The organism is Salinibaculum salinum (genome assembly GCF_037645885.1).
Taxonomy (GTDB): domain Archaea; phylum Halobacteriota; class Halobacteria; order Halobacteriales; family Haloarculaceae; genus Salinibaculum; species Salinibaculum salinum.
Map to the genome: position 1 here is coordinate 65,688 of NZ_JBBENW010000008.1, position 23,801 is coordinate 89,488.

Annotated in this window: 27 protein-coding genes and 1 tRNA gene; 16 read left to right on the top strand and 12 right to left on the bottom strand. The window is 64.1% G+C overall.

All coding sequences use genetic code 11. The features are described 5' to 3' along the window. Positions 1 to 29: 29 nt before the first annotated feature. From hpt to WDJ60_RS10025, 4 genes are all read left to right on the top strand, one after another. Entirely contained in the window at positions 30 to 599 is a 570-nt protein-coding gene (hpt, locus tag WDJ60_RS10010; protein WP_340100246.1) for a hypoxanthine/guanine phosphoribosyltransferase, read from the top strand. Beyond that, the gene (locus WDJ60_RS10015) at positions 599 to 868 is read left to right on the top strand and encodes a DUF8152 family protein (RefSeq protein ID WP_340100247.1); all 270 of its coding nucleotides are present in this window, start codon (positions 599 to 601) and stop codon (positions 866 to 868) included. The genes hpt and WDJ60_RS10015 overlap by 1 nt, the downstream gene beginning before the upstream one ends. 161 nt (positions 869 to 1,029) lie before the next feature. Beyond that, complete coding sequence (locus WDJ60_RS10020) at positions 1,030 to 1,242, top strand: YMGG-like glycine zipper-containing protein (protein WP_340100248.1); 213 nt, start codon at positions 1,030 to 1,032, stop codon at positions 1,240 to 1,242. A 343-nt stretch (positions 1,243 to 1,585) separates the two neighbouring features. Beyond that, on the top strand, positions 1,586 to 2,698 hold the full coding sequence (locus WDJ60_RS10025; protein ID WP_340100249.1) for a glutamate-cysteine ligase family protein: 1,113 nt from the start codon (positions 1,586 to 1,588) through the stop codon (positions 2,696 to 2,698). A gap of 111 nt (positions 2,699 to 2,809) precedes the next feature. Here WDJ60_RS10025 and WDJ60_RS10030 read toward each other — a convergent pair. The 3 genes from WDJ60_RS10030 to WDJ60_RS10040 all read right to left on the bottom strand — a co-directional run bounded on the left by WDJ60_RS10030 (position 2,810) and on the right by WDJ60_RS10040 (position 4,167). Further along, positions 2,810 to 2,884: transfer RNA gene (locus WDJ60_RS10030), tRNA-Met, on the bottom strand. Positions 2,885 to 2,944: 60 nt separating this feature from the next. Continuing rightward, positions 2,945 to 3,406, bottom strand: a complete 462-nt coding sequence (locus WDJ60_RS10035) for a GtrA family protein (RefSeq protein WP_340100250.1) — start codon at positions 3,404 to 3,406, stop codon at positions 2,945 to 2,947. Beyond that, a complete protein-coding gene (locus WDJ60_RS10040; RefSeq protein ID WP_340100251.1) occupies positions 3,403 to 4,167 on the bottom strand; it encodes a glycosyltransferase in 765 nt (254 codons plus the stop codon). Before WDJ60_RS10040 ends, WDJ60_RS10035 begins: the two co-directional genes overlap by 4 nt. A 103-nt stretch (positions 4,168 to 4,270) precedes the next feature. Between WDJ60_RS10040 and WDJ60_RS10045 the strand changes: the two genes are divergently transcribed. After that, positions 4,271 to 6,544, top strand: a complete 2,274-nt coding sequence (locus WDJ60_RS10045; protein WP_340100252.1) for a DUF2298 domain-containing protein — start codon at positions 4,271 to 4,273, stop codon at positions 6,542 to 6,544. Here the strand turns inward: WDJ60_RS10045 and WDJ60_RS10050 are convergent. After that, complete coding sequence (locus WDJ60_RS10050; RefSeq protein WP_340100253.1) at positions 6,541 to 6,795, bottom strand: HAH_0734 family protein; 255 nt, start codon at positions 6,793 to 6,795, stop codon at positions 6,541 to 6,543. The genes WDJ60_RS10045 and WDJ60_RS10050 overlap by 4 nt on opposite strands. Before the next feature lie 228 nt (positions 6,796 to 7,023). Here WDJ60_RS10050 and WDJ60_RS10055 point away from each other — a divergent pair, with 228 nt between their 5' ends. The 7 genes from WDJ60_RS10055 to WDJ60_RS10085 all read left to right on the top strand — a co-directional run bounded on the left by WDJ60_RS10055 (position 7,024) and on the right by WDJ60_RS10085 (position 10,908). Next, positions 7,024 to 7,767 (top strand): universal stress protein, encoded by a 744-nt coding sequence (locus tag WDJ60_RS10055; RefSeq protein ID WP_340100254.1) that lies wholly within the window; start codon positions 7,024 to 7,026, stop codon positions 7,765 to 7,767. Positions 7,768 to 8,029: 262 nt separating this feature from the next. Next, positions 8,030 to 8,311 (top strand): 50S ribosomal protein L44e, encoded by a 282-nt coding sequence (locus WDJ60_RS10060; protein ID WP_340100255.1) that lies wholly within the window; start codon positions 8,030 to 8,032, stop codon positions 8,309 to 8,311. A 2-nt stretch (positions 8,312 to 8,313) separates the two neighbouring features. Next, positions 8,314 to 8,487, top strand: coding sequence for a 30S ribosomal protein S27e (locus WDJ60_RS10065; RefSeq protein WP_340100256.1), 174 nt, complete (start codon positions 8,314 to 8,316; stop codon positions 8,485 to 8,487). Then, positions 8,484 to 9,284, top strand: coding sequence for a translation initiation factor IF-2 subunit alpha (locus WDJ60_RS10070; RefSeq protein WP_340100257.1), 801 nt, complete (start codon positions 8,484 to 8,486; stop codon positions 9,282 to 9,284). Before WDJ60_RS10065 ends, WDJ60_RS10070 begins: the two co-directional genes overlap by 4 nt. 8 nt (positions 9,285 to 9,292) lie before the next feature. Further along, the gene (locus WDJ60_RS10075) at positions 9,293 to 9,475 is read left to right on the top strand and encodes an RNA-protein complex protein Nop10 (protein ID WP_340100258.1); all 183 of its coding nucleotides are present in this window, start codon (positions 9,293 to 9,295) and stop codon (positions 9,473 to 9,475) included. A 5-nt stretch (positions 9,476 to 9,480) separates the two neighbouring features. Beyond that, positions 9,481 to 10,233, top strand: a complete 753-nt coding sequence (locus WDJ60_RS10080; RefSeq protein WP_340100259.1) for a proteasome assembly chaperone family protein — start codon at positions 9,481 to 9,483, stop codon at positions 10,231 to 10,233. Between the two features lie 75 nt (positions 10,234 to 10,308). Next, complete coding sequence (locus tag WDJ60_RS10085) at positions 10,309 to 10,908, top strand: J domain-containing protein (RefSeq protein ID WP_340100426.1); 600 nt, start codon at positions 10,309 to 10,311, stop codon at positions 10,906 to 10,908. Between the two features lie 41 nt (positions 10,909 to 10,949). Here WDJ60_RS10085 and WDJ60_RS10090 read toward each other — a convergent pair whose 3' ends face one another. Together WDJ60_RS10090 and WDJ60_RS10095 are read right to left on the bottom strand one after the other, a co-directional pair. Further along, positions 10,950 to 12,287 (bottom strand): MFS transporter, encoded by a 1,338-nt coding sequence (locus WDJ60_RS10090; RefSeq protein WP_340100260.1) that lies wholly within the window; start codon positions 12,285 to 12,287, stop codon positions 10,950 to 10,952. 66 nt (positions 12,288 to 12,353) lie between these two features. Then, the gene (locus tag WDJ60_RS10095) at positions 12,354 to 13,538 is read right to left on the bottom strand and encodes a threonine synthase (RefSeq protein WP_340100261.1); all 1,185 of its coding nucleotides are present in this window, start codon (positions 13,536 to 13,538) and stop codon (positions 12,354 to 12,356) included. Positions 13,539 to 13,649: 111 nt separating this feature from the next. Between WDJ60_RS10095 and WDJ60_RS10100 the strand changes: the two genes are divergently transcribed. Beyond that, on the top strand, positions 13,650 to 14,909 hold the full coding sequence (locus WDJ60_RS10100) for an NAD(P)/FAD-dependent oxidoreductase (protein WP_340100262.1): 1,260 nt from the start codon (positions 13,650 to 13,652) through the stop codon (positions 14,907 to 14,909). 19 nt (positions 14,910 to 14,928) lie between these two features. Here WDJ60_RS10100 and WDJ60_RS10105 read toward each other — a convergent pair whose 3' ends face one another. Both WDJ60_RS10105 and WDJ60_RS10110 read right to left on the bottom strand, forming a co-directional pair. Beyond that, positions 14,929 to 15,075 (bottom strand): hypothetical protein, encoded by a 147-nt coding sequence (locus tag WDJ60_RS10105; RefSeq protein ID WP_340100263.1) that lies wholly within the window; start codon positions 15,073 to 15,075, stop codon positions 14,929 to 14,931. 59 nt (positions 15,076 to 15,134) lie between these two features. Next, positions 15,135 to 15,848, bottom strand: a complete 714-nt coding sequence (locus tag WDJ60_RS10110) for a metallophosphoesterase (RefSeq protein ID WP_340100264.1) — start codon at positions 15,846 to 15,848, stop codon at positions 15,135 to 15,137. A gap of 58 nt (positions 15,849 to 15,906) precedes the next feature. Here WDJ60_RS10110 and WDJ60_RS10115 point away from each other — a divergent pair, with 58 nt between their 5' ends. The 3 genes from WDJ60_RS10115 (at position 15,907) to WDJ60_RS10125 (ending at position 18,395) form a co-directional block, all read left to right on the top strand. After that, on the top strand, positions 15,907 to 17,028 hold the full coding sequence (locus tag WDJ60_RS10115) for a pyridoxal phosphate-dependent aminotransferase (protein ID WP_340100265.1): 1,122 nt from the start codon (positions 15,907 to 15,909) through the stop codon (positions 17,026 to 17,028). A gap of 63 nt (positions 17,029 to 17,091) precedes the next feature. Then, positions 17,092 to 17,487 carry a hypothetical protein gene (locus tag WDJ60_RS10120; protein ID WP_340100266.1) on the top strand — a complete coding sequence of 132 codons (396 nt, stop codon included), beginning with the start codon at positions 17,092 to 17,094 and terminating at the stop codon, positions 17,485 to 17,487. A gap of 53 nt (positions 17,488 to 17,540) precedes the next feature. Continuing rightward, positions 17,541 to 18,395 (top strand): UbiA family prenyltransferase, encoded by an 855-nt coding sequence (locus WDJ60_RS10125; protein ID WP_340100267.1) that lies wholly within the window; start codon positions 17,541 to 17,543, stop codon positions 18,393 to 18,395. A gap of 22 nt (positions 18,396 to 18,417) precedes the next feature. Here WDJ60_RS10125 and WDJ60_RS10130 read toward each other — a convergent pair whose 3' ends face one another. From WDJ60_RS10130 to WDJ60_RS10145, 4 genes are all read right to left on the bottom strand, one after another. Next, positions 18,418 to 20,052 (bottom strand): esterase/lipase family protein, encoded by a 1,635-nt coding sequence (locus WDJ60_RS10130; RefSeq protein WP_340100268.1) that lies wholly within the window; start codon positions 20,050 to 20,052, stop codon positions 18,418 to 18,420. Positions 20,053 to 20,264: 212 nt separating this feature from the next. Next, on the bottom strand, positions 20,265 to 21,257 hold the full coding sequence (gene sppA / locus WDJ60_RS10135) for a signal peptide peptidase SppA (protein WP_340100269.1): 993 nt from the start codon (positions 21,255 to 21,257) through the stop codon (positions 20,265 to 20,267). Positions 21,258 to 21,292: 35 nt separating this feature from the next. Beyond that, positions 21,293 to 22,507: a DUF5305 domain-containing protein gene (locus WDJ60_RS10140; protein ID WP_340100270.1), complete on the bottom strand. Its 1,215-nt coding sequence runs from the start codon at positions 22,505 to 22,507 to the stop codon at positions 21,293 to 21,295. A gap of 71 nt (positions 22,508 to 22,578) precedes the next feature. Continuing rightward, entirely contained in the window at positions 22,579 to 23,724 is a 1,146-nt protein-coding gene (locus WDJ60_RS10145) for a signal peptidase I (RefSeq protein WP_340100271.1), read from the bottom strand. Between the last annotated feature and the right edge of the window lie 77 nt (positions 23,725 to 23,801).

Consider the following 23,801-nt stretch of genomic DNA (forward strand, 5'->3'; position numbering starts at 1 on the left):
TTTTTGGTGTGGCTGGCGGTACCTCTGCTATGGATCGACTGAGACAGTCGCTGCTCGACGCACCAATCGTCGAGAAAGAGGGCTATCACTACTTCGTTCACCCCGTCAGCGACGGCGTCCCGATGCTGCGCCCGGAACTGCTCCGGGAGATCGTCATCCGAATCATCCGGAAAGCCGACATCGACGACGTCGACAAGATCGTCGCGCCGGAGGCGATGGGGATTCACATCTCGACGGCCGTCTCGCTGATGACCGACATCCCGCTGGTCGTCGTCCGCAAGCGAAGCTACGGACTAGAGGGCGAGGTCTCCCTCTCGCAGGTCACCGGCTACTCCGAAGGCGAGATGTACATCAACGACATCTACGAGGGCGACCGCGTGCTCATCCTCGACGACGTGCTCTCGACTGGTGGGACCCTCCGCGGCATCACCAGTGCACTCGACGACATCGGTGCAGACATCGCCGACATCGTCTGTGTCATCAAGAAGGCCGACGGCGAGAACAAGGTCGCCGAAGCAGGATATAGCCCGAAAACGCTCATCAACGTCATCGTTGAGGATGGCGAGGTCGTCATCGTCGACGAGGAAGGTGACGGCTGATGAGCGACCTCGACGAACTGCTGGCCTCACTCCACGACCACCTCGAAGCCACCGAGGAGTTACCACTCGACGAGTCGGCGAACCGACTCCTCGGCGAGGCCGAAGCCGTCGCCGCCGACGCAGCACAGGGCAACCTCTCTGACGACGTTGCCAGAGAGCGCGTCGGGAAAGTCTCGGAACTACTGGCTGAAATCGACGGCACCGGACACGACGAGGGTGACCAGCACGTCGCCGCCGCGCGCCGCGCTGCCGATCGGATTCTCGAGTAGTATTCCCGTACACCCGAAACGGTGACCCACATCGACGCGTATTCGCCGGAGGTCGACTCCTGATAGGGAGACATCATCAACGTTGACGCCGAAATACGGTTTCAGTGGCGCGTCATGTCATATCGACCAGTTTTATACCGTCGCCATTCGTTTGACCGATTATGGGAAACCGACTCAAGCGTACGTTCAGTCGTGCCAAGCACGCAGCAATCGGCGCGGCGATCGGCGCCGCTCTCGGCGGAATTGTCAGCCGTAATGCCGCCAGCACCGGCGGCGCACTCGGCGCTCTCGTCGGCGCGACTGTCGGCGAAAAGCGTATCGACGTCAGCGACACGATCTCACAGGTCAAAGGCGACAGCGACGACGCTGAATAACGTCGCGATCTCTTCTCGTCGGCTCTCCACGCCGCCAAAACCGGTACGTACCCGCCAGCACGGCCGGCACAACCGAGACGCATCCAGTTGCAACAGTCCCGACAGCACTCAGCCAAAGCTCAAAGTGAATAATATACATCTACACCATATTTCCCCAACCATACAACGTATTACCACAGGTTTTTAGTGAGTTTCAGCTTTCTTTAGCCGCAATTTCTTCACTACCCAGTAGTTTATTGTGCATAGTTCACACAGATTGGTGCGTATAGTGATGGCAAGCATCACGTGAACGCCGACATGGAACGGTCGGGCGCACCACGTGTCGAAACTGGACAGCGAAACCGTGTCACTACCCGAAACCGAGGCAATCCGGCGGAGTATCGAAGTCGAGTACTGGGTCATCGACGGTCGGGGTCGACTGGCCGAGCCGACAGAGCTCGTCGACGTGTCCGAGGGCGTCGAGCGGGAGTTCGTCGAGCCGCTGCTGGAAATCAAGACGACACCGTGTGCAACCACAGCGGAGTTGCGCGAGGAGTTGTTCGACCGCATCGGCCGCGTGCTCGACCGCGCCGCGGAACTCGACAGGGGACTCGTCCCACTCGCGACGCCGGTCAACGCTGACGAAATCCCAGACTTGCCCAGCGAGCGCACCCGAATCCAGGACACCGTCGTCGGCGAGGACTTCGAGTACGTCCGCCACTGTGCCGGGACGCACATCCACGTCGAACAGCTCCCTGGCCAGGAAATCGACCAGCTGAATACGCTGATCGCGCTCGATCCCGCGCTCGCGCTCGCCAACTCCTCGCCGTTCTTCCAGGGACGCCATCTCGCGGCAGGCGCTCGGTCGAAACTGTACCGCTGGCTGGCCTACGACGGCTTGCCACACCAGGGACGGCTGTGGCCCTACGTCGACGACATCAGCGAGTGGGACCGGCGTCTCGAACGCCGCTACGAGGAGTTTACCGAAGCAGCAACGGCTGCGGGCATCGACCGACGAGCCGTCGAAGCACAGTTCGACCCCGAGAGCGCAATCTGGACGCCGGTCCAACTGCGGAGTGCCTTCGGGACTGTGGAGTGGCGGTCACCCGACACCGCACTCCCGAGTCAGGTTATCCAGCTAGCCGATACCATCGCCGACACCGTTGCACGGCTCGACGACACGACCGTCCGAATAGAGGGGAAAACCGGCATGCGAACCGAGGATACCATTGTCCTCCCCGAGTTCGACGCCGTCATCAAGTACGTTAACGCGGCAATTCGCGACGGCCTCCACTCGGACGCCGTCTGTTCCTATCTCGACCGGATGGGGTTCGACATCTTAGCCTACGAGCCGGCAACGCACGAGATAGATAGTTCGGGGACGCTGTCGGACGCCGATGTCCGAAACCTCCGTCTGGAACACGCACAGCGTCTCGAACGGGACGTCAAACGAGCGCAGTCGGTCGCGAGTGACTGATAGCTTCGAAGGGGAGGTGGATTTGAACCGCGAGAACTCACGCTGTTCGTTCTCTGGGTTCAAAACACCACGAGCGAATTTGCGGCTCGCGGAGTTGCTCGCCGCAAAATATAGCGGGAGGTGGATTTGAACCACCGATCTGCGGGTTATGAGCCCGCCGGAATCTCCTAGCTATCCCATCCCGCTACCCACTCGTAACTCCGTTCACTGTTTAAGGATTGTGATTGGCGGGCCGTCTGTGAGATTTTACCGGGGGTCACCCGTGTGAACTTCCCACGTGAACAGACTCTCGAAGACGTAGTTGAGCGACATCGCCACTCCGATTGCGATAGGACTGGCCGCCAGAAACCACAGGTCCGTCCCGAAGACGAGCAGCTTGAAATCGATGTACGTCACCAGAAACCAGTAGACAGTCAGCTGGACGGCAACGCCACCGGACCGAACCAGATGCGATTTGCCCAGTCGCTTGAGAAACGGAACCCGGCCGGCAGCGCCCTGCCCGGCGAACGTCCAGTGTTCGTTGACCAGAAACATCACCACGATTGCCGTTTCGACGCCGGCGGCTTTCGCCCACAGTTCGGGGACGCCGAAGACGAGGTTCAGCGTCGCCAATACCGCGTTGTCGCTGAGCGCGCCGACAACACCGACGGAGACGAACTGACCGAAACGCGCCCCGGAGAGCAGGGCATCGACCCGGGAGCCGGTCATTTCTGTTCGACCAGCGCTGGCTCCTCCTCGCGGTGGGCAGCGAGCGCCGTGTGTAACCGGCTATCCCGGAGTCGTTTCGCGCGGTGGCGAGCAGTCACGAGCGCGCGGCCGAGTCGCAACGAGTCACGCACCGGCGACACCGTCGACCCCGGCCGGTCGTGCCACTCGATCGGGATTTCGGCGACCGAGAGGTCAACCGCGCCAGCGATGGCAATCAGTTCCACGTCCCACGCGAAGCCGGGTTCGTAGAGGTGCTGGCGGACGGTCTCCCACGCGGCCGCGTCGATCGCCTTGGCACCACACTGGTAGTCGTACAGGTCCACCTCCAGGAGTCGGCGGGCCAGCCACGCGAAGCCGTCGCCGAGATACCGGCGCGCGAGCGTCTGGTGGGCATCGACCGACGCATCGGGATGACGACGGGAACCAACTGCGAGGTCGACAGTCCCGTCGCGGACCGGCCCGACCACGTCGGCCACCGAGTCGGCAGGTGTAGCACCGTCGGCGTCGGCGAACGCGAGAACGTCCGTCGAGAGCGCCTCGAACCCGTCGGTGATTGCCGCGCCCTTCCCGCGACGGTAGGGGACAGTGTGAATCTCGACGGGGAGGTCGGCCAGTCCCGCAGGAACCCCCTCTTTTGGAGCATCGAGTTCGATGCGAATCGTCGCGAGGTCGAGCGTCTCCCGGAGTGCGCGGACGTACGCCGCGAGGCGGTCGACGTCGGGACGGTAGGCGGGGACCACCAGCCCGACCGCGGAAGTCATTGTGAGAAAACACCACTGCGCTGAATAAAAGATATTCGACTCGCCCACCAGCCTGCCGACAGGTCACAAAAGATTTCACCCGCGGCGGGCGTTGCTTTCGCCAATGGAAATCGGTCTCGTCGTCCTCTGGCTCGTGCTCTTCCTGTTGCTCGGGCTGGTTGCCCTCCCGGTCGCGTCGTGGCTGTTCCCGGACAGCGCACGGAGTGGGCTGGCGATTCCAGTCGCGCTTGCGACGCTGGCCGTCGTCGGTCACCTCGTCGGACAGGTCGCATTCGGCTGGCCGGCAGCGGCGGCCGGTCTCGCAGTCCTAGTCGTCGGCTCCTACGTCGCCGCGGGCCGAACTGCAGTCGACTGGCGCGCTTACGGTGAGATTGGAATCGTCTTCACGCTCGCGTTCGCGCTCGTTGTCGCCATCCGTGCTGTCGACCCGGCTGCCGCACCGCTACCGATTGCCATCGGCGAGAAATTCCTCGATTTCGGCCTCCTGCGGACGCTCGACCGGGCCGGGTCACTCCCACCCGAAGACATGTGGTTCGCCGGCGAGCCGGTCAAGTACTACTACGGCGGGCACATGCTGACCGCGCTGTTGACGACACTGTCCGGCACCTCGACCCGATTCGCGTACAATCTCGCGCTGGCCGGCTTCTACGCGACGCTCGTCAGCGCGGCCTACGGCGTCGCCGGCGCGCTCGTCGACCCCTACGACGCGCCGCAGCGAGTCGCAGCCGCCTTCGGGGCCTTCTTCGTCGGCCTCGCCGGGAACCTGGAGACGGCCGCGCGCGTGCTCGTCTGGCTCCTGCCAGACTCGATTGCGAGCTGGGTCGTCGGCGCCGCCGGTCTGGAGTCGGGGGTTGCGGAGTGGACACCGTCGGAGTTCTACTACTTCGCCGCAACGCGTGTCGTTCCAGTGGACGCAAGCGACCCCGAATCGGCGAAGGCGGCGACTGAGTTTCCCTTCTTCGCGTGGCTCAACGGCGACCTCCACGCGCACATGATGGTCCAGCCGTTCCTGTTGCTCGTTGTCGGCCTCCTGCTGGCGTACTGGCGACTCCCAGCCGAACAGTGGCGAAAACGACTGGTCGTCCTGGTGGGAGTGCTCCCACCAGTGGCTGGGCTCCTCGGGTTCATCAGCCTCTGGTCGTTCCCGACCGTCGGCGGGTTGGTCGCCCTGACCGTCGCCCTCGCGCCCACAGACCCCGCAACCGTCCTTCCTGGGCGGTACGCCGACCGCGTGGGACCGCGCGACGACTGGTTCCTCGAAGAGTTCCGTCGGCTCGGATTCGGGCTGGCTGTCGCCGCAGTCGTCCTCGTCGTCGGTGTCCTCTGGACGCTCCCGTTCTGGACCGGCGTCGTGCTCGACGGGCCGAGTCGCTCGGCCGCGATCTGGAGTGTGCGCACGCCAATCGGGAACCTCCTGCTCGTTCACGGAGCCTTCCTCGCGATTTTCGCTGTCGCACTGGCACGACGGTGTGGTGGCGCGCTGAGTCGTCCGGCGTTCATCTGGATAGCCGGCGCGGCCGTGCTGGGTGCGACGGTTCTGCTGGGCTTTCCGGCGCTCGGACTGGCCGGACCGCTCCTGGTCGGTGGCTGGTGGCTACTGCGCGAGACCGAAGACGTCGGCTTCGCGACGATGCTCGTCGTCGCGGGTGCGGGCATCGTCCTCATCGTGGAACTGGCGACCGTCGACGGCGAGCGGTTCAACACGATCTTCAAACCGTACGCGCAGGTGTGGCTGCTCTGGGCGGTCGCAGCGGGGGCGCTGCTCGCCCGACTCGCTGCTGGGTGGCCGGCCGACCGTCTCGCTGCCGAGCGTCGCCGACTCGCGACTGGCGGCATCGCACTTGCGGCGGTGCTCGTCGTGACGAGTGGACTGTACGCGCCGCTCGCGCTCGTAGACCACACCGACCCCGCGAATCAGGGACCCGCTGTCGCCGCTGAGGGACCGACGCTGGATGCGACTGCGTATCTGGAGTACCAGTATCCACGGGACGCGCCAGCGATTCGCTGGGTCGACGCCCGCGACGGACAGCCGACGATTACTACCGCAGCACCGGGCGGGTACTTCTGGTCACCCGACGAGGGGCGGGGGTCGAGCGCGCCGGCGAGTCTGACCGGCGTGCCGACGGTGCTTGGCTGGGACCACGAAGCACAGTACCGTGGCGAACAGCCCTATCAGCAACGGCTGGACGACGTACAGGATATCTACACCAGCGAGAACGCGAGCTATCAGCGGGAGCTACTGGACTACTACAGCGTCGAGTACGTCTACGTCGGGCCGGCAGAACGAGCAAAATACGGACAGATAACGGTCGAGGGAGTGTCCGGCGTCACCGTCGCAGAACAGTTCGAGAACGTGACGATATACGCCGTCAATTAGGCTTTCGCCTTGACGACGGTGATGGCTTCGGCGTCGACAGCCTCGACGTCGAGGAAGTTCGGAATGTAGTTGCGGGTCTCATAATCTTCCTCTTCGTCGGGTTTGCCGACGGTACACCACAGCTGGGGCCGGTCGGGGCCGTGCCAGTCGCCGTTGCGGTTGATACCGAAGCAGACGAACTCCTCGCCATCGTGCTCGATGACGGCACCCTTCCGGATACCAGGGTCCCCACGGATGATGAGCTTCTGCATACGCGGCTCTTCGAAGGAATTGCACTTATGGGCTTCGAACCACCTTTTTCCCCGCCCGGGTGCGCTCGCTTTGCTCGCGAATGCCCCACAACGACCACCGTACAAGAGCAGCGGAGGACTAGTCACAAAAGAGTTATATCACAATCAAATCAATAATTCACTGCCTTTATTGTCGGCGGCACCCATATTCGTGACCAGTCCAATCAGACCCAACGAGAAATTCAGAGAATGCCAGACAGACCCAGCATCTTAGTTCCGTTACGTGTTCTCGAGGGGGAATCAATTCCGGAGGGTATTCCGGAACTCCTTGCGAACACACACATCGTCCTGCTTGGCTATCACGTCGTGCCAGACCAGACCGCGACCGACCAGGCGCGAGCCCAGTTCGAAGACCAGGCCACCCGCCGTCTCAACGATTTCACCGCGATACTCGAACACGCGGGGGCGACAGTCGAATCCCAGCTCGTGTTCACCCACGATGGGCAGACGACGATCGATCGGATGACGGACGAGCATGACTGCCTCGCGGTACTGATTCCAAACGCGACGAGACCGCTGGAGAATGTACTTATCGCAGTCCGCGGGATCGTCGGCGTCGACCGGTTTGTCCGCTTAGCTTCGGGGCTGTTCGCGACGATCGACGTCAACGTAACACTGTACCACATCGCTGAAGAGAACGAAACTGAGGAAGACGCGGAGACGCTGCTCGATGGGATTGCGACTCGACTCTCCGAGGAGGGGATCTCCGCAGACGCGATCGATATCCAAATCTCACGTGGGGACACTCCTCAAGAGATGATCGTTGATGCTTCCGACGACTACGACGCGATCGTCATGGGGGAATCCGATCCATCAGTGACAACCTTCTTGTTCGGGATGACTGCGGACCAGGTCGCCAAGCAGTTCCTGGGCCCGGTATTCGTGATCCAGCACGGGGAACTGGACGATGCCGAAGAGACTGACAACGAGTGACTCACGCAGGTCGTTAGGCGCGGCTACGCGCTCGCGGCTGCCATGGGAAACCCGTCGGCCAGCCGCGCGTACAGTCTGAATGGGGTGTCTGCGTCGACAGACACCGACGCGCCTCGACGCACCTGGAAGTGTCTGTGGGTAGACAGTCGTCCTGCGTGTCGACAACCCGACGAGGGCCGCAACGACGGACGATTGTAGTGCTCGGTCCAAGTAAAAAGTGGTTTATGCACCGCTATCTAACTGCGCCGCAAGGCCGATATCTATGGAAATGCCACGCCGGATGAATACGTACTGTCCGCACTGTAACGAACACCACGAACACGAGGTCGAAAAGGTTCGAACGGGGCGCTCTTCGGGTATGAAGAAGGTCGCTGACCGTCAGCGCAAGCGACGCTCGGGCATCGGGAACGACGGGAAGTTCTCGAAGGTCCCCGGTGGAGACAAGCCGACGAAGAAGACCCAACTCACCTACCGCTGTGGTGAGTGTGGGAACGCCCACCAGCGCGAAGGGTGGCGTGCTGGCCGTCTCAAATTCCAGGAGTAAGTATGGCAGGAAGCTTCTACCGCGTCACCTGTCCGGACTGTGAAAACGAGCAGGTCGTCTTCGGCAAAGCCGCCACGGAAGTCGCCTGTGCGGTCTGTGGGCACACGCTCGCACGACCCACCGGCGGCAAGGCGGCTATCGAGGGCGAGATCACAGAGACTGTCGAGGCCCGATGAAGTACAGCGGTTGGCCCGAACCCGGCGAACTCGTCGTCGGGCGCGTCGACGAAATCGAGGACTTCGGCGTCTTCGTCGACCTCCTCGAATACGAGGACAAGCGCGGCCTCTGTCACATCAGCGAGGTCGCCTCCGGCTGGATCAAGAACGTCCGCGACCACGTCAACGTCGACCAGCGCGTCGTCGCGAAGGTGCTCGACATCGACGAGAGCGCCCAGCAGATAGACCTCTCGCTGAAAGACGTCAACGACCACCAGCGCAAGGATAAAATTCAGGAGTGGAAAAACGAGCAGAAGGCCGAAAAGTGGATGACCATCGCCTTCGGCGAGGACATGGACGACGAGCAGTACGCCTCTATCGCGAACGAACTGCTCGCCGATTTCGGCTCGATGTACGACGGCTTCGAACAGGCCGCCATCCACGGGACGGAAGCACTCGACGAGACGGACCTCGAGGAAGACGAAATCGAGGCCATCGTCGAGACGGCCCGGGACAACGTCTCGGTGCCCTACGTCAACGTCACGGGCTACGTCGACCTCGAATGCCCGAGTAGTGACGGCGTGGACATCATCAAAGAGGCGCTCCAGGCCGCCGAAGGGAACGGCGAAGTCCCAGAGGAAGTGGAGCTCGAAGTGACCTACGTCGGGTCGCCGGAGTACCGCATCCGCGTGCAGGCACCCGACTACAAGACCGCCGAAGCCGAACTCGAAGCGAGCGCAGAGCGCGCCAGCGCCGTCGTCGCCGAACACGGTGGCACCGGGAAGTACCACCGCGAGCGAAACGTCGACGACGAGTAGCACGAGCCGTGAAATCCGATATTCTCGTCTGTGCAGACTGGGAGGAGACCCACGAGCGACCGGTGTACACGCTCGGAGAGCAGTGCCCGGAGTGCGGTGGCGAGGCGGTCAACAGCGCACCAGCGCCGTTCAACCCCAACGACCCACACGGCGAGTATCGACGCGCTCTTAAGCGCCGCAACCGGGAATAGGGGGTATGGACGAATTCGATATCGAGGCAGTCGCCGAGGCTGACCTCTCGGACCCGGTACTGGTCGAGGGGTTGCCCGGCGTCGGTCACGTCGGCAAACTCGCCGCCGAGCACCTCGTCGAGGAACAGGAGGGGACGCTCGTCCGGCGCATCTACTCGACGCATCTCCCACCACAGGTCAGCGTCGAAGAGGGACTGACCCAACTCGCGTGTGCCGAGATTCACGCCGTCGAAACCGACGGCCAGGATCTGCTGGTGCTCACCGGTGATCATCAGGCGCAGGACACGAACGGCCACTACGGACTGACCGACACCTTCCTCGACGTTGCCGAGGAGTTGGGCGTCAAGCGGGTGTTCGCACTCGGCGGCGTTCCGACGGGCGAACTCATCGAGGAGTACGACGTCATCGGCGCGACGACGACCGAACAGCAGCGCGATGAACTCGAAGACGCCGGCGTCGAGTTCCGCGGCGACGAACCAGCTGGCGGCATCGTCGGCGTGAGCGGACTCCTCCTCGGTCTCGGCGAGCGCCGGGACGTGCCCGCGGCGTGTCTGATGGGCGAGACGAGTGGCTACCTGGTCGACCCCAAGAGCGCACAGGCAGTGCTCGAAGTCCTGCAGGACATCCTCGAGTTCGAGGTGGATTTCGGGTCACTGGAAGACCGCGCCGAGGAGATGGAAGAGGTCGTCCGGAAGATACAGGAGATGGAACAGAGCGCACCTGCGGCGACGGACGAGGACCTGCGGTATATCGGTTGAGGCAGGTGTGTTGCCGTGGAAAGGTGAGCAAAGAGCGAACGATTCTTACTCGCTCGGGCGCTACTCAGGGGTGTGTTGCAGGCAGGGATAACGGGGCTCCCGCCGGGTCTGGTGACCGGCATCGCGCTCGGGGTCGCAGGCACGGTGGTAGTCGCAGTCGCATTCGTACTGGCAGAACGGTTGCTCCCGGGGAGAGCACCCCACCGGAGACGCCGGACGAGCGGCGAGTCGCGCCGCCGCGCCGAGTTCCGGGAGTATCTCGACGCCATCGACGAGCAGTACGCGGAGAACCACTTCGTCGAGGGTCAGCACATCGCCTTCTACCTGCCAAAACGTGACGTGGCAATCACCTTCGACGCGCGGGCGTACTATCGGATACTGCCCACGGAGACCGAACCAGTGTTAGTCGAGCACGAGATGCCCGGCTCGGCGCTCGGCGCTCGCCTCCCGTTCGAGACGCCGGACATCACCTTCGAGGACGAGAGTAAATCCGGTATCGACCCGCTGCGGGCCGCCTGCGCCGAACTCGGCGTTCCGGTGAGCGCCTCCGTCGACGAGGTCAAACGGGCCTACCGCCGGAAAATCAAGGAAGTTCACCCCGACCAGGGCGGTAACGAAGACGAGTTCAAACGCGTCCGCGAGGCGTACACGCTGGCGAAGAAACACGCCGAATGAACGCCTCGGCCTGTTCCGCCGGTAGACTGGCGACAGCGACGTCAAATATCGGCGAATATCTCTGACCGACGGACGAGAACCACCAGCGCAGCGACGACAGTCGCCGTGAGGACCGCCCCGAGCAGGAACGGTGCCCAGTAGACCACGACGTAAATCGCAGTCATCACCGGCGGGCCGACGGTCCGCCCGAGACTCCCCGCACCTTGCGTGACGCCAAACGCACTACCCTGGCTGTCCTCGTCGGCGGCCGCAGAGACCATCGACGCCGTCCCGACGTTCAGGAGGCCGTTCCCACTGGACAGAATCGCGAGGACAACCAGAAGCGCGACCAGTTCCGGCGACGCACCGAGAATTCCGGGGAGGAGTGCCCGGCCGAGAATCGGGGCGAAGGGGAGCAAGACGAGCGCGACCAGCAACAGCGACGCGCCGCCGACGGCGAGTCGAGCGTCCGCGAAACGCCGCGAGAGCGCGCGCACGACGACACCCTGGTTGAGGACGCCGAGGACGCCGATGTAGGTCAACAGCAGACCGGCCTGTGCCTCCCGATAGCCGTAGATGTCGGCGACGAACGGGATAAACGCGACCTGCACGCCCGAGAAGGCAAGCGAGACGACCAAGAAGACGAGGACGAGCGGTCGGAGATCCGCATCGGCCAGCGCCGTCCGAAACTGAGAGACGAGGCCGCCGCCACGTCGACTCGTTCGCTTCCGGTTCGGTTCGGGCAAGAAGAGAAACGCAGCGACAAACGCGAGCAGGCTCAGCCCCGCGGCGAGGAAACTCGGGAGCGAGAACGTCGTCGCCGGGACGAAACCCGGGAGGAAATTGCGGGCCGCCGAAACGACTGGGTCGCTCGCGACGACCGCACCGAGTGCAGGCCCGAAAACGAAGCCGAGCCCGAACGTCGCACCGACGAGTCCGAGCGCGGCCGCGCGGTCCTCTCTCGGGGTCACGTCGGTGATGTACGCCTGGGCAGTGGCGATGTTGCCGCCCATCGCGCCCGCGAGCATCCGTGCGGCAAAGAGTGCGCCGAGTGCGCCGACGGTACCGAACAAAACCTCAAACTCCCCGCCGAGACCGAACAAGGTCCAGGCGACGGCGCTACCGAAGACCGAGAGCATGAGGACGGGCCGGCGGCCGCGCTCGTCGGAGAGGCGACCGAGCAGCGGCGCGAAGACGAACTGCGTCAGCGAGTAGGAAGCCGCCAGCAGGCCGATGAACACGTCGCTGACGCCGAAGCTGCGGACGTAGAAGGGGAGAATCGGGATGATGACGCCGAAGCCGAGCAGGTCGATGAAGACGATACCCAACACGGTAGCGAGCGAGCGACGCCGCGAGACGCCGCCGGCGGCCCCGGCAGTCGCGGCTCGCGGAGTACTCATACAGTCTCATCCGCCAGCAGGAACTTGGGTGTGTCGACCGGGGCGAAACGGGGGATCGGGACCGACTCAGATTCCCTTGCTCATCAGGTGACTGCGGAGGATGTCGGCTTCCTTGTTTCCGGTGGTAGGGTTGACGAGGACGACCACGTCGTCGCCGTCGAACGCGCCCTGTTCGGCCAGCACATGTGCGCCGCTGAGCGCTGCGCCACCGGAGGCACCCATCGTGATGCCGGCCTCGGCCAGCGAGACGGCGCCTTCCAGGATACCCTGGTCACCGGTCGCGACGGCCGCACCGCCGGTCGATTCGAGTGCGTCGATGACCCACTCGCCGCCCGCGGGGTCGGGAATTTCAAGTGGGCCGACGATGGTGTCGGGGTGTTCGACGGGAGCCGGTTCGTCCGCGCCGTCCTCCCACGCGGTCGCGTACGGGGCACAACCGCCGGCCTGGGCAGCGTAGAGAGCGGCATCGTCGTCGAGAAGGCCGTGGGTCGCGAGTTCAGAAAATCCCTTGTCGAGGCCGACGATGCCGGCACCGTGGCCGGTCGGGTGGACGACGGCGTCGGGAGCCGTCCAGTCGAGTTGGGCGGCGATTTCGTAGGCGAGTGTCTTCATCCCTTCGTGGCGGTAGGGGCTGACGAAGGGTGCGACGGAGTGCCACTCTTCGTCGGTCATCGCGTCCCGGAAGGCCTCGGCGGCGTCGGCGTAGCGGCCGCCGACGACGGACATGTCGCCGCCGTGGACGTTCACCATCGCCTTGTTGACGAAGGGCGTCCGTGAGGGGACAAATGAGTGCGAGTCGAGGCCAGCGCGAGCGGCGTACGCGGCGGCGGCCTGCCCGCCGTTGCCCATCGATGGCAGCGCCACGTCGGTCGCACCGTGTTCGCGCGCGGCGGTGACGGCGAGTGCCATTCCGCGGTCGAGTGCTGCACCAGTGGTGCTCAACCCCTCATCTTTGACGTAGACCGCGTCAACGCCGAGGTCGTCGGCCAGGCCAGGACACGCGAGGAGCGGGGTGCCGGCCTCGCCGACCGTCACGAGCGTCTCGGCTCCGAAGGGGAGCAGGTCGGCGTAGGCGGCGATGCCGGCGGACGCATCGGGCGTGAGGCTCCCGTGGTCGAGGTCGATTTTGCCGTGGTCGTAACGGGCGTCGAGCCAGCCGCCACAGTCCGGACAGCGGTGTGACTCCGCCGCGTCGTGTCTCGCGCCACAGTCGATACAGCGAAAGCCGGCGAAGGCCGCGGTCGTCTCCATACGCTGCACTCTGGACCGCGCTGACTAATCCCTGTCCGTTCGTCGTTCAGACTGGGAAGCGCCGCGTCGTCGCTCACAGCCGTTTTGGTGGTGGCGAACACAGGAAGGGGTATGACGGAAGTAGCGGTCGTCGGTGGCGGGCTGGCGGGGCTGGTCGCCGCCCGCACACTCGCCGACCGGGACGTAGACGTGACGCTGTTCGAACGCAACGACACGGTCGGTGGCCGGGTCCGCAGCCGGACCGTCGACGGGTTTACCCTCGACCGCGGGTTCCAGGTCCTCTTCACGGGGTATCCCGCCGTCCAGCGCGAACTGGACCTCGATGCGCTCGACCTCCGGTATTTTACCGCAGGGGCGACCATCGCGCGACCGGGCCAGCGCTCGGTGCTCTCGGACCCTCTCCGGGACCCCAGCGCGCTGTCGGAGTCGCTGTTCAACCGCGAGGTGACGTTGGCCGACAAACTCCGCGTACTGAAACTCCGGCGTGACCTCTCGAATCAGTCCGTCGAGACGGCGCTCAGTCACGACGATATGAGCATCGACGAGTTTCTCGCCGACCGCGGCTTCTCGAAGCGCTTCCGGGAGAACTTCGCCGCGCCCTTTTACGGCGGTATCACGCTCGACCGCTCGCTGTCGACATCGCGGGCGATCTTCGAGTATACGTTCAAGATGTTGAGTAGCGGCAAAACCGCCGTCCCGGCGGCCGGAATGGGCGCGATTCCCGACCAGTTGGCACGACGGGCACGGGACGCCGGTGCGACGGTTGTCACCAACACAGTTGTCGAATCGGTCGACGCCGACGGGGATGGAGTCAGCGTCGGCACGGCGGGCGAGACGGTGACTGCCGACGCCGCCATCGTCGCGACGGACCCGCCCGCGGCACGGGACCTGACCGGCGTCGAGGCGATTCCGACCACCGCACGGAGTTGCGTCACCCAGCACTTCCGGCTGCCATCGTCACAGCACTTCACGAGCGGTCGGCGACTCGTCCTCAACGCCGCCGACGACCGTCCGAATCAAGTCGCACCGATGTCGGCCGTCGCACCAGAGTTGGCTCCCGACGACGAGAAGTTGCTGAGTGCGACCTTCCTCGGCCGACAGGCAAAAAGCGACGAAGAACTCACAGAAGAGGTGCGAGACGCGCTGGCGTCCTGGTATCCTGAAAATCAATTCTCAGGCCTCGAACTGCTGGCGACCGACCGCATCGACTTCGCCCAGTTCGACCAGCCACCCGGCTTTCGGTCGTCGCTGCCGAGCGTCGACGACCCCGCTGGCCCGGTGTATCTCGCCGGGGACTACACCGAGTGGTCGTCGATACAGGGCGCGATGAAGAGCGGGCGGACCGCCGCGCTCGCGGCGATAGAGTCGTGACTGCGGCGGCGGTCGACTGTCAGGCTGCGTGCCCGTTAGATTCGTCCTCGTCCTCGTCGTGTGCGTGCTCCGGCAGCGTCTGTGGAACGTAGACGACAGCGGCGATAGTGAAAAGCAACAGGACGAGCAGCGTGAACGCGAGGAAGAGGACTCCCATCTGTACCATACATCACAGTCCACGGGTGAAGAATATGAAAGTAGCGGCTCACAATCGGGACGGTTCGCTCACCGCAACCGGTGGCGAAACTCACCCAGTGGCGGGAAGGAGAGCGTCTCATCGCGGTCCTCGTCGACGACGACCGGCGCAAACGCGTCGGCGTCGGTGATCAGCGGCGACATGAAATCGTCCGACCGCATCTCGTTGACTTCGACGCCGCGAAGCAGCCGGTTGAACGCCGGAAGCATGACCACGTCGGCCCCGCGGTAGACGCTCTCACCGGCGAGATAGCAGGGACGGCGCTGCCCCTCGATGTTGATCGTCGGGTGGTCGTGGCCGACGACGTAGCGGTCGGCGTCGGCGTCGGGAGCCTCGTGACCGTGACAGACCACGGTGTCGCCGACGCGGTGTGCCGGTTCGGTGGGGCCGTCCCAGACCGAATTGAGCAGCGTGTCGTGATTTCCGGGCGTGACGACCATGCGCGTGCCCGCCTCGCGTGCCGCGGCCGAAACGCCGTCGACGACCCGCTCGACGGTGCGGGGAATCGTCCGGAAAGAGTGGAGCAAGTCGCCGGCCACGACCATCGTTTCCGGGTCGTGGCGGGCGAGCAACGCCTCGATGCGGGCAATCATATCCGAGCCGTCGCCCATCGGGAGTTCGACGTCCGAGGACGGGCCACGACCGACGTGGCAGTCGGCGAAGACGAGCGTCTCCCCGACGACGAGCGCGCGGTCGTCGAGCGTCAGGTCGGCCAGCGCCGTGCTCGTCGGCCCGCGGTCCATACCCCCGCTCGGGGACCGACGGACAAGAGTTATCGGGGACCGGACCGGCCAGTCTGATATGACAGGATTCTCATCGCGCGTCGAGCAGGTCTCCATCAGCGGCATCCGCGAAGTGTTCGAGGCGGCCGGCGACGACGCCATCAACCTCGGGCTGGGCCAGCCCGATTTCCCAACGCCAGACCACGCCCGACAGGCCGCAATCGACGCCATCGAGGCCGGTAAAACCGACGCCTACACCTCGAACAAGGGCACGCTCGAACTCCGGGAAGCCATTGCCGCAAAACACGAGCGGGACAACGGACTGGAGGTCGACCCCGAGGACGTTATCGCGACCGCCGGCGGCAGCGAAGCGCTCCACATCGCGCTCGAAGCCCACGTCGACGAGGGCGAGGAGGTCGTCATTCCCGACCCCGGGTTCGTCTCCTACGAGGCGCTGACCCATCTCGCAGGCGGCGAGCCGAAGCCAGTCACGCTCCGGGAAGACCTGACGCTCGACCCGGCGGCCGTCGAGGACTCCATCACCGACGACACCGCCGCGTTCATCGTCAACAGTCCAGCAAACCCCACCGGCGCGGTCCAGTCAACGGAGGACATGGAAGCGTTCGCTCGCATCGCGGACGACCACGACGTGCTCTGCATCAGCGACGAAGTCTACGAGTACCAGATTTTCGAGGGCGAACACCACTCACCGATGGAATTCGCCGACAGCGACAACGTCGTCCTCGTCAACGCCTGCTCGAAAGCCCACTCGATGACCGGGTGGCGACTCGGCTGGGTCACCGCCAGTACGGAGCGAATCGAACGGATGCTCCGCGTCCACCAGTACGCCCAGGCGTGTGCCAGCGCACCCGCCCAGTACGCCGCCGAGGCCGCGCTCTCCGGCCCACAGGACCACGTCGACGAGATGCGCGAGGCCTTCCGGGAGCGCCGTGACGTGCTGCTGGACGGACTCGAATCGATGGGGCTGGAGTGTCCGACCCCCCAGGGCGCCTTCTACGCGATGCCCAAAGTGCCAGCCGGCTGGGTCGACGAAGTTATCGAGCGCGGTGTCGTCGTCGTGCCCGGTGACGCCTTCGGTGAGGCCGGCGAGGGGTACGCCCGCATCTCGTATGCGACGGACATCGAGACCATCGAAGAGGCACTGGATATCATGGCTGACGCGACAGAAGCAATCCGGTAGCGTGGCCGGTCACACACTCACACGGAGCGACAGGGCAAAAGCCGTTCAGTGCCAATAGGAGGTATGGACCAGCTCTCTCCCCACCACGTTCCGGTCTACGACACGCGCGAACAGCAGCGACGGCTCTGGGAGCAGTGTGCCGAGCGCGGCCAGCCAGTCGTCGCAATCCGGGACGCACGCCGGGGATACATCGTCCGCTACGATCTCCAGCATCTCGATACCGAACTCTCTGCGGGTGCGCTCGCCAACCTGCGACAGCGGACGCGCAACTGGCGCACCTACCCGACTGCGGCCGACGGTGGGAGCGGCGCTGGTAGCGACCCACTCTCGGAGTCAGAGGGCGTCGGCGGCGAAGCCGGCCCGGTGTCGGGTGACCTCCACACCGACAGCGAGCAGTCAGCCCGGCAACTGGCTTCCCGGCTCTCTGCGCTCGTCTTCGACCGCAGCCACTGGCAGTAAGACCAAACTGTTCGCCCCCGCCCTTTTTTGACCCGTAAAGCGACTGTAGGTGTATGTCGTTGAGCCGTCACGCTGCCGGTCCGGGTCCAGCACTGGCGGCACTCGCCTCGCAGGTCCACCCCGTGTTCATGCTGCCGCCGCTCGCAGCCTCGCTGTTCGGTGCGGTGCTGGCGGGCGAGTTCTCGGTCGCGCTCGCCGTACTTCACGTGACCGCGGCCTTCTTCGCGCTGTACACCGCCCACGTCACCGACGGCTACGTCGACTTCTACGTCCGGGAAGAAGACGACGACCATCCGCTTTCGGCGCGGGGCTGTAAAATTGCGCTCGGTGGTGCTTCGGCGGCTTTCTTTGCGTGTCTGGTCGCAATCGGGCTGCTCGTCGACGTGTGGGCCGCGCTGCTCACGCTCCCGGGGTGGCTCATCGCGGTCAATCACGCGCCACAACTGGACACGAACCCGGTCGGCGCGACGGCCGGCTACCCGCTAGGTATCGGCTTCGCACTCGTCGGTGGCTACTACGTCCAGGCACAGCTGCTGACGCCGGTCGTCGTCGTGCTGGCCGCCGTCTTCGTCGTCGTCCTCTCGGGCATCAAAGCGATCGACGACACGAAAGACTACGAGTACGACCGCTCTATCGACAAGCGAACGCTTGCCGTGGCGCTCGGACGGAAACGGGCGCGGACCGCCGCGTACGGACTGATGACTCTCGGAATGCTCGCCGTCGTCGTGCTGGCGATAACGCTCCCGGCCATCCCACCGAGTGCTGGGCTTGCATCGGTCGCCTTCGGCGCTGTCGCGCTCGTCGCTCGCCGGGCGGAACCGGAGCTGGCGACGATGCTGTTGATTCGTGGATCGTACGTCTTTCTCGCGGTGCTCGTGGCGACGGTGTGGTTCCGACCACTCAGCTGAAAAGGGAGAGTGGCGGCGGTAGTTATTCGACGGTGAAGTCGAAGGTCCCAGTGGCCCACAGCTGGTCGTCGACGTCCATCTCGAAGTGCACGTCGTACTCGCCGGTCCCGTCCGAGAGCCAGGTGTCGGTGTCCGTACAGACGTAGGTATCGCGGTCACCTGGTCGGAGCGTCCGTTCTGGGTACTCGTAATCGGTTTCGCCGTCGATTTCCACCTCGACATCGGTGACGTGTAGCGGGATGTCGCCCTGGTTCTCGACGGTAATCTCCCAGCGGTCGAGGTAGTAGTCCCCGTCGGAATCCTGGGAGTACTCGTACTCGTCGTGGACCATGATCGGGTCGTAGTCGTCGAAGGTCACCGAATCCTCGTGGAAGACGCCGTCCTTGTCGTAGTCGTCGTACTCGACGAGGAGCGTCCACTCGCCGGCATCTGCGACCGCATCGTACCCGTTCATCTGGAGGTCCACGCGAACGTCTCCGTCTTCGAGTTCGTAGTCGTAGATGTACGCGTACTCCTCTTCCTCACCGGCGGGATTGATAATCGAGGCCCGGAGGTCGTACTCGGTGGCGTTCTGTGCGACCTCGACGACGGAGTACGTATCACCGTACCCGTCCACGTCGGCCTCCACCCACCACGACACGGCCTCCGTGCTCGGCGTCTCGGCCGCGTCCTCGGCGTCTGCACACCAGTCGTCGACATCGGTTTTAGTGCCGTCGTCGACGAGGCTACTGGTGTGATTCCGGTAGATGAGGTTGTTGTCCGCACCGTCGAGATACGGACTGAACGGATTACAGTAGAACAGCGGGTCGTAGAACCCGCGAACGGTGTAGTAGTCGATGTCTCCGGGCGTCTCGTCGGGCAGGTTGAGTTCGTACAGCGGGTGGTCCGGGTCAGCGAAACACTGGACCGCGATGAACTGACAGGCCTTCCCCTCCGAGAGCCACTCGTTGTAGTTGCCGTCGAGCGTCGTGTCGTAACAGCCGGGACAGACACAGACACCGTGGTTACCGCCGTTGAGGCCGACGAAGGTATCCACCCAGTCGAAGCGGTCCAGGTCGTCCATCCAGAACCGCGACCCGGTCACGCCGAGGCTGTGACAGACGATGGATACCTGGCTCTCGCCCGTCTCCGAAAGGACGTGCTGGACGAAATCGTCGAGTTGGTCGCGCATCGCGGCGTGGTAGGAACTCTCGCTTTTGAAGGTGATCGCGTAGAGTTCGTCGCCGCTCCAGCCGTTGTCCAGCAAGTGCTGGGCGTGTTCCTCGAAGTTACAGGCGTCACCGCCGTTGCCGTGGACGAACACCAGCGGCGTGTTGTCGACCGACCCGCCGTCGACGCCGAAGTGTTCGGTCCCGCGCCAGCCGCCGTACTCCCCGCCGCTATCCCAGGGGAGTTCGCTGTCTTCGGTGCGACCGAGCCCGTCACACGTGATAAGGTCCGGGCCGACCGGTGTGTACGCCGACGCACCGCCCGATGTCGCCGAGACACCGACGCCAGCGACGGCCGCCGTCGTCCCCGCCTGCTGGAGGAATCGACGACGGTCCGGACTGACCGAGAGGTGACTCTCCCCGTCGTCGGAACGTCCCAGTCGTGTTACCCGATCTTTGCACCAGCCCACGCCCCGCTTGAGAGTGTCTGCTGTGGTCCCCAGTACCATGACATATATGTGCGCGGTGATAACCATATGAAGTCAAGCGTTAACAGTAGTTTCAGTGAACTGAATTAGGCGAACGAATGGACAGAATCAGCGAATTTTCCTTTCCTACTGATGGAAAGGTAGCAGCATCAGCGGAGGTCCGAGAAAATATCACCTCCGCTGGCGTGCAATAAGGGGTGCGCGGCGGAAACTCGGGCCAGCAGTCGGTGGCGTTACCACCGGTCCAGTGGCGTTTCGCCGTCGGTCAGCGTCCCGGCGATGCCGGCTCCGAACGCGTACGCGACCCGCTGGGTGCCGCCCTGGAGGCGACGAGTGAGACCGCGCTGTGGCTGAAACTCCTCGACTGAGATATCGGTTCCAAGCTGAGCTTCGAGTCGGTCGAGGACGTCCTCCCGCGTCCCGAGGTCGTCGACGAGCCCCATTTCGAGGGCCTCCGGCCCGAGATAGACGCGCGCCTCCGTCTCACGGACCGTCTCGGCGTCGATGTTTCGCCCGTCGGCGACCCCTTCGACGAACTGGTCGTAGTAGTCGTCGATGAGTCCCTGGAGGTACTCCCGTTCGTCGGCCTCCAGTTCCTTGAGCGGCATGCCGGCGTCCTTGTACTCGCCGGCGGTCAGTTGCTCGTACTCGATACCCAGCCGGTCGGCGAGGTCCGAGACGTTGACCCGCGAGCCGATAACGCCGATCGACCCCACGATAGAGCCGTCTCGTGCCCAGAGTTCGTCACAGCCGCTCGCGATTTCGTAGCCACCACTCGCACAGAGGTCTGTCGCATACGCGATGGTTGGGCCGTCGAAGCGCTCGGCGGCCAGCCGGATGTCCTGACTCGGGACAATTTCCCCGCCTGGCGTGTTCAATTTTACCAGGAGTGCATCGGCTCCCCGGTCGGCATCGGCTCGTTCGATTTGCTCGACGATGTCGTCAGCCGAGGCACCGATTGGTGCGTTGGCGAGGCCACCGCCGCTGTCCCGAGAGATCGGTCCCTCGACGGCGACCTCTGCGACGTTGTACCCCGGGAAGACAGACCCCGCAAGATTGCTCGCGACTCGGAGTGCGACCAGCCCGACAGCGCCAACGAGCAGGATACCGAGCAGGTCAGTCAGCGACGTCGGGTACTCGACGAAGACTGTCCATCCGGCGATGAGCGCCACGGCGGCGACGACGAGGAGTATCAGAAGCCGACCGAGCGTATCCAGAATGCGCATACCGACTGCTGGGCCGCAGCGATGGTGAATGTTACTCACTCGCTCTGGTCTGCCGAACTCGCCGCGCTATCCGACGCAGAATGCTGGTCGTTCGACGCGGGTGGATTCGTCTCCACCGACTGGGTCGTGTCGTCAAGTGCATCGTCAGCCACAGAACGGTCCCCCAGCGAGAGTGGTTCGTCTGGGGACGGCGGCGTGTAGACGTAGGTGCGGTTCTCGCCAAACAGGAAGAACGCGTCGCGATCGGTCACTTCGAGGACGCGCCCATCGGTATCGATAGCGATGTCGACGAGGTCCTCGAGTGACTCGACTTCGACGGTCGAATCGGGCACCTCAGTCTCGGGGATTCGAACGGTCGAAATCCAGTCATCGAACTCGTTGCGTGCGCTTCGGTACGCCAGCCACTCGCGTTCAGTGTCGGAAACAGAGAGCATCCCGGTGTATCGTCCACCGACACAGCAGAGTGCGGCCGCGAGACCCACCACCAGCAACAGCGGCCCGCCGTACGACCGCAGTGGCCCCGGCTGGACCGGTTCAGTCACCTGTTCGGACTGGTTTCCGGAGTGGACGACTGGCCCGTCAGCGCCGACTTCGTAGACGCTATCGGTCGGCGTAATCGGTAACTGGTAGGTTCGGGTCCGGTCGACGGGTTCGCCGTTGCGCGTCCCCGAGAGCGTCAGTTCGGTTTCGAGATACAGTTCTTTCGTTCCCGGCGTCCCACCGAACTGGGCGTCGACTTCGTCGAGTCGCTGTTCGGCAGCGCTGACGTTCACCGAGAACGGCACACGGAGACGGTCCCCGGACGACAGCGTCGCCGTTCTGTTTGCGAGTGGCGAGTCGAGTCGCCAGTATTCAGTTGCCGCACCGTCCTCCACGTCCTCCACGGAGCGGAATACGAGCCTCGTCGTGGCGCTGCTCGTCAGATTACCGCCGTCACGGGCGGTGTAGGTGTACACGAACGCGCCGTCGAGTCGCGGCGTCAGGTCCCGGAAGTACGTGCTCCGGTTGTGGAGGCGGTCCCCCTCGTCGTAGACCGCAGTGTCGTTGACGACGGCCGCGTTGTGAGTGAACGCTCCGCTCGACTCCCAGACGGTCGTCTGGTGTTCCTCGGTCCGCGTCTCGGTCTCCCCGTAGGCACCCATCGTGAGATAGCCGCCCGCCAGTGCGATAACGAGCGCCACGACGACGAGAGCCATGAGAGACTCGTCGAGAAGGGCCCGAAGCCGAACCCACCGCGGTGTATCACGCATGGTTCCCGAATACAACCTGTCCGTATAAATGTATATTGGCCTGAATATTTAGAGTGAATGGTACAAACAACCTAACGATATCTGGAGTAGAGACGAGTGAGCCGGGATGGCGTCTCGCGCGACCGCGACCGGATTCGACCGGTTCCGAGGAGTCGTACCCCGACGAGGTAAAACGGCACGACGATGAGCGCGTCGATGGCGACGACCGGGAGCCAGGGATGGATGCCGTAGAGCGTGCGAATCATCGACGGTGGCAGGACCGCGAGATATCGATGCTCGACGACGTACCGCCGATACGCGCCGGTCTCCGGCGGCGCAGACAGCGTCAGCGTCGTGTTCTCGACAGACTGTGACCCGACCCGGAGTTCACGCGGCTGCACGTCGACGCCATCACCTCTGGGTTCGAGATACGTGACAACAGGAACCAGCCCGCTGTTCCCGACAGTGTAGTTCGTCGACATACTGGTGCCCTGTTCGAGGACGAACGGACTATCGGACTCGAACTCGGCGCTGACGATGGTGTACTCCTGACTCCCCGCTGGTGCTGCCATCGCCGCCGTCGCTGCGAGCGCCAGTCCAAGTGCCATTGCCGCGACCAGCAGTCGCGTGCTCGTCCCCGTGTCGCGCCCGCGGTCGCGCTCGCGCTGCTCCCCGTCAGAGAGGTATAAATCGAGGATATAGAGAACAATCGTCGCACCGAGCAGGAGGTAGGTCAGCCCCTGCAACCCGAGCAGCGACCGCGTGCCGAACAGGCCGGCGAGTCGCACCTGAAGTGTCTGAATCGATCCCTGTAGCATCTGGATGGCGGTCCCGAGATGCGGGATGGTGAGAACGCTGCCGCCGGGTTGCCAGGCGACGGCGACGATTTGCTCCGATCGGACCGGCGGTTCGTTGTCGTCCTGGTCGGTGAACGGATTCGCGTCACCTTGCGTGATGTAGCCCCGCTCAGTCTCCTCGACGACGCGGTGGGTCGTCAGCCCGCCGCCCTGAATCTCTTGGGCACGGAAGGTGACGACATCACCCGTCTCGACCTCACCGGCGATTGCGGGCGGGACAGCCACGAAGCCATCGCCCGCGTTCATCGTCGGTTCCATGCTCCCCGTCTCGACGTAGCTCAGCAAGATTGGCTGGCCGAGCAGGTTCCCGACGACGAGCGAGACGGCGACGAGAACGACCGCGAGCGTGAGAGCGAGACGGAGATAGCGTCGAAGAGACATGGCAGGAAATCGTACGCGAATCAAAACATCATCCGCTGACAAAAAATGCTCGGTCGTTGCAGGCATATCGCGTCGGT

Bases quoted from the DNA above. Each gene is read 5' to 3' on its own strand.
- hpt (WP_340100246.1), top strand. From the start codon at position 30: ATGGATCGACTGAGACAGTCGCTGCTCGACGCACCAATCGTCGAGAAA.
- WDJ60_RS10015 (WP_340100247.1), top strand. From the start codon at position 599: ATGAGCGACCTCGACGAACTGCTGGCCTCACTCCACGACCACCTCGAA.
- WDJ60_RS10020 (WP_340100248.1), top strand. From the start codon at position 1,030: ATGGGAAACCGACTCAAGCGTACGTTCAGTCGTGCCAAGCACGCAGCA.
- WDJ60_RS10035 (WP_340100250.1), bottom strand. From the start codon at position 3,406: ATGACCGGCTCCCGGGTCGATGCCCTGCTCTCCGGGGCGCGTTTCGGT.
- WDJ60_RS10040 (WP_340100251.1), bottom strand. From the start codon at position 4,167: ATGACTTCCGCGGTCGGGCTGGTGGTCCCCGCCTACCGTCCCGACGTC.
- WDJ60_RS10045 (WP_340100252.1), top strand. From the start codon at position 4,271: ATGGAAATCGGTCTCGTCGTCCTCTGGCTCGTGCTCTTCCTGTTGCTC.
- WDJ60_RS10050 (WP_340100253.1), bottom strand. From the start codon at position 6,795: ATGCAGAAGCTCATCATCCGTGGGGACCCTGGTATCCGGAAGGGTGCC.
- WDJ60_RS10055 (WP_340100254.1), top strand. From the start codon at position 7,024: ATGCCAGACAGACCCAGCATCTTAGTTCCGTTACGTGTTCTCGAGGGG.
- WDJ60_RS10060 (WP_340100255.1), top strand. From the start codon at position 8,030: ATGGAAATGCCACGCCGGATGAATACGTACTGTCCGCACTGTAACGAA.
- WDJ60_RS10065 (WP_340100256.1), top strand. From the start codon at position 8,314: ATGGCAGGAAGCTTCTACCGCGTCACCTGTCCGGACTGTGAAAACGAG.
- WDJ60_RS10070 (WP_340100257.1), top strand. From the start codon at position 8,484: ATGAAGTACAGCGGTTGGCCCGAACCCGGCGAACTCGTCGTCGGGCGC.
- WDJ60_RS10080 (WP_340100259.1), top strand. From the start codon at position 9,481: ATGGACGAATTCGATATCGAGGCAGTCGCCGAGGCTGACCTCTCGGAC.
- WDJ60_RS10090 (WP_340100260.1), bottom strand. From the start codon at position 12,287: ATGAGTACTCCGCGAGCCGCGACTGCCGGGGCCGCCGGCGGCGTCTCG.
- WDJ60_RS10095 (WP_340100261.1), bottom strand. From the start codon at position 13,538: ATGGAGACGACCGCGGCCTTCGCCGGCTTTCGCTGTATCGACTGTGGC.
- WDJ60_RS10100 (WP_340100262.1), top strand. From the start codon at position 13,650: ATGACGGAAGTAGCGGTCGTCGGTGGCGGGCTGGCGGGGCTGGTCGCC.
- WDJ60_RS10105 (WP_340100263.1), bottom strand. From the start codon at position 15,075: ATGGTACAGATGGGAGTCCTCTTCCTCGCGTTCACGCTGCTCGTCCTG.
- WDJ60_RS10110 (WP_340100264.1), bottom strand. From the start codon at position 15,848: ATGGACCGCGGGCCGACGAGCACGGCGCTGGCCGACCTGACGCTCGAC.
- WDJ60_RS10115 (WP_340100265.1), top strand. From the start codon at position 15,907: ATGACAGGATTCTCATCGCGCGTCGAGCAGGTCTCCATCAGCGGCATC.
- WDJ60_RS10120 (WP_340100266.1), top strand. From the start codon at position 17,092: ATGGACCAGCTCTCTCCCCACCACGTTCCGGTCTACGACACGCGCGAA.
- WDJ60_RS10125 (WP_340100267.1), top strand. From the start codon at position 17,541: ATGTCGTTGAGCCGTCACGCTGCCGGTCCGGGTCCAGCACTGGCGGCA.
- WDJ60_RS10130 (WP_340100268.1), bottom strand. From the start codon at position 20,052: ATGGTACTGGGGACCACAGCAGACACTCTCAAGCGGGGCGTGGGCTGG.
- sppA (WP_340100269.1), bottom strand. From the start codon at position 21,257: ATGCGCATTCTGGATACGCTCGGTCGGCTTCTGATACTCCTCGTCGTC.
- WDJ60_RS10140 (WP_340100270.1), bottom strand. From the start codon at position 22,507: ATGCGTGATACACCGCGGTGGGTTCGGCTTCGGGCCCTTCTCGACGAG.
- WDJ60_RS10145 (WP_340100271.1), bottom strand. From the start codon at position 23,724: ATGTCTCTTCGACGCTATCTCCGTCTCGCTCTCACGCTCGCGGTCGTT.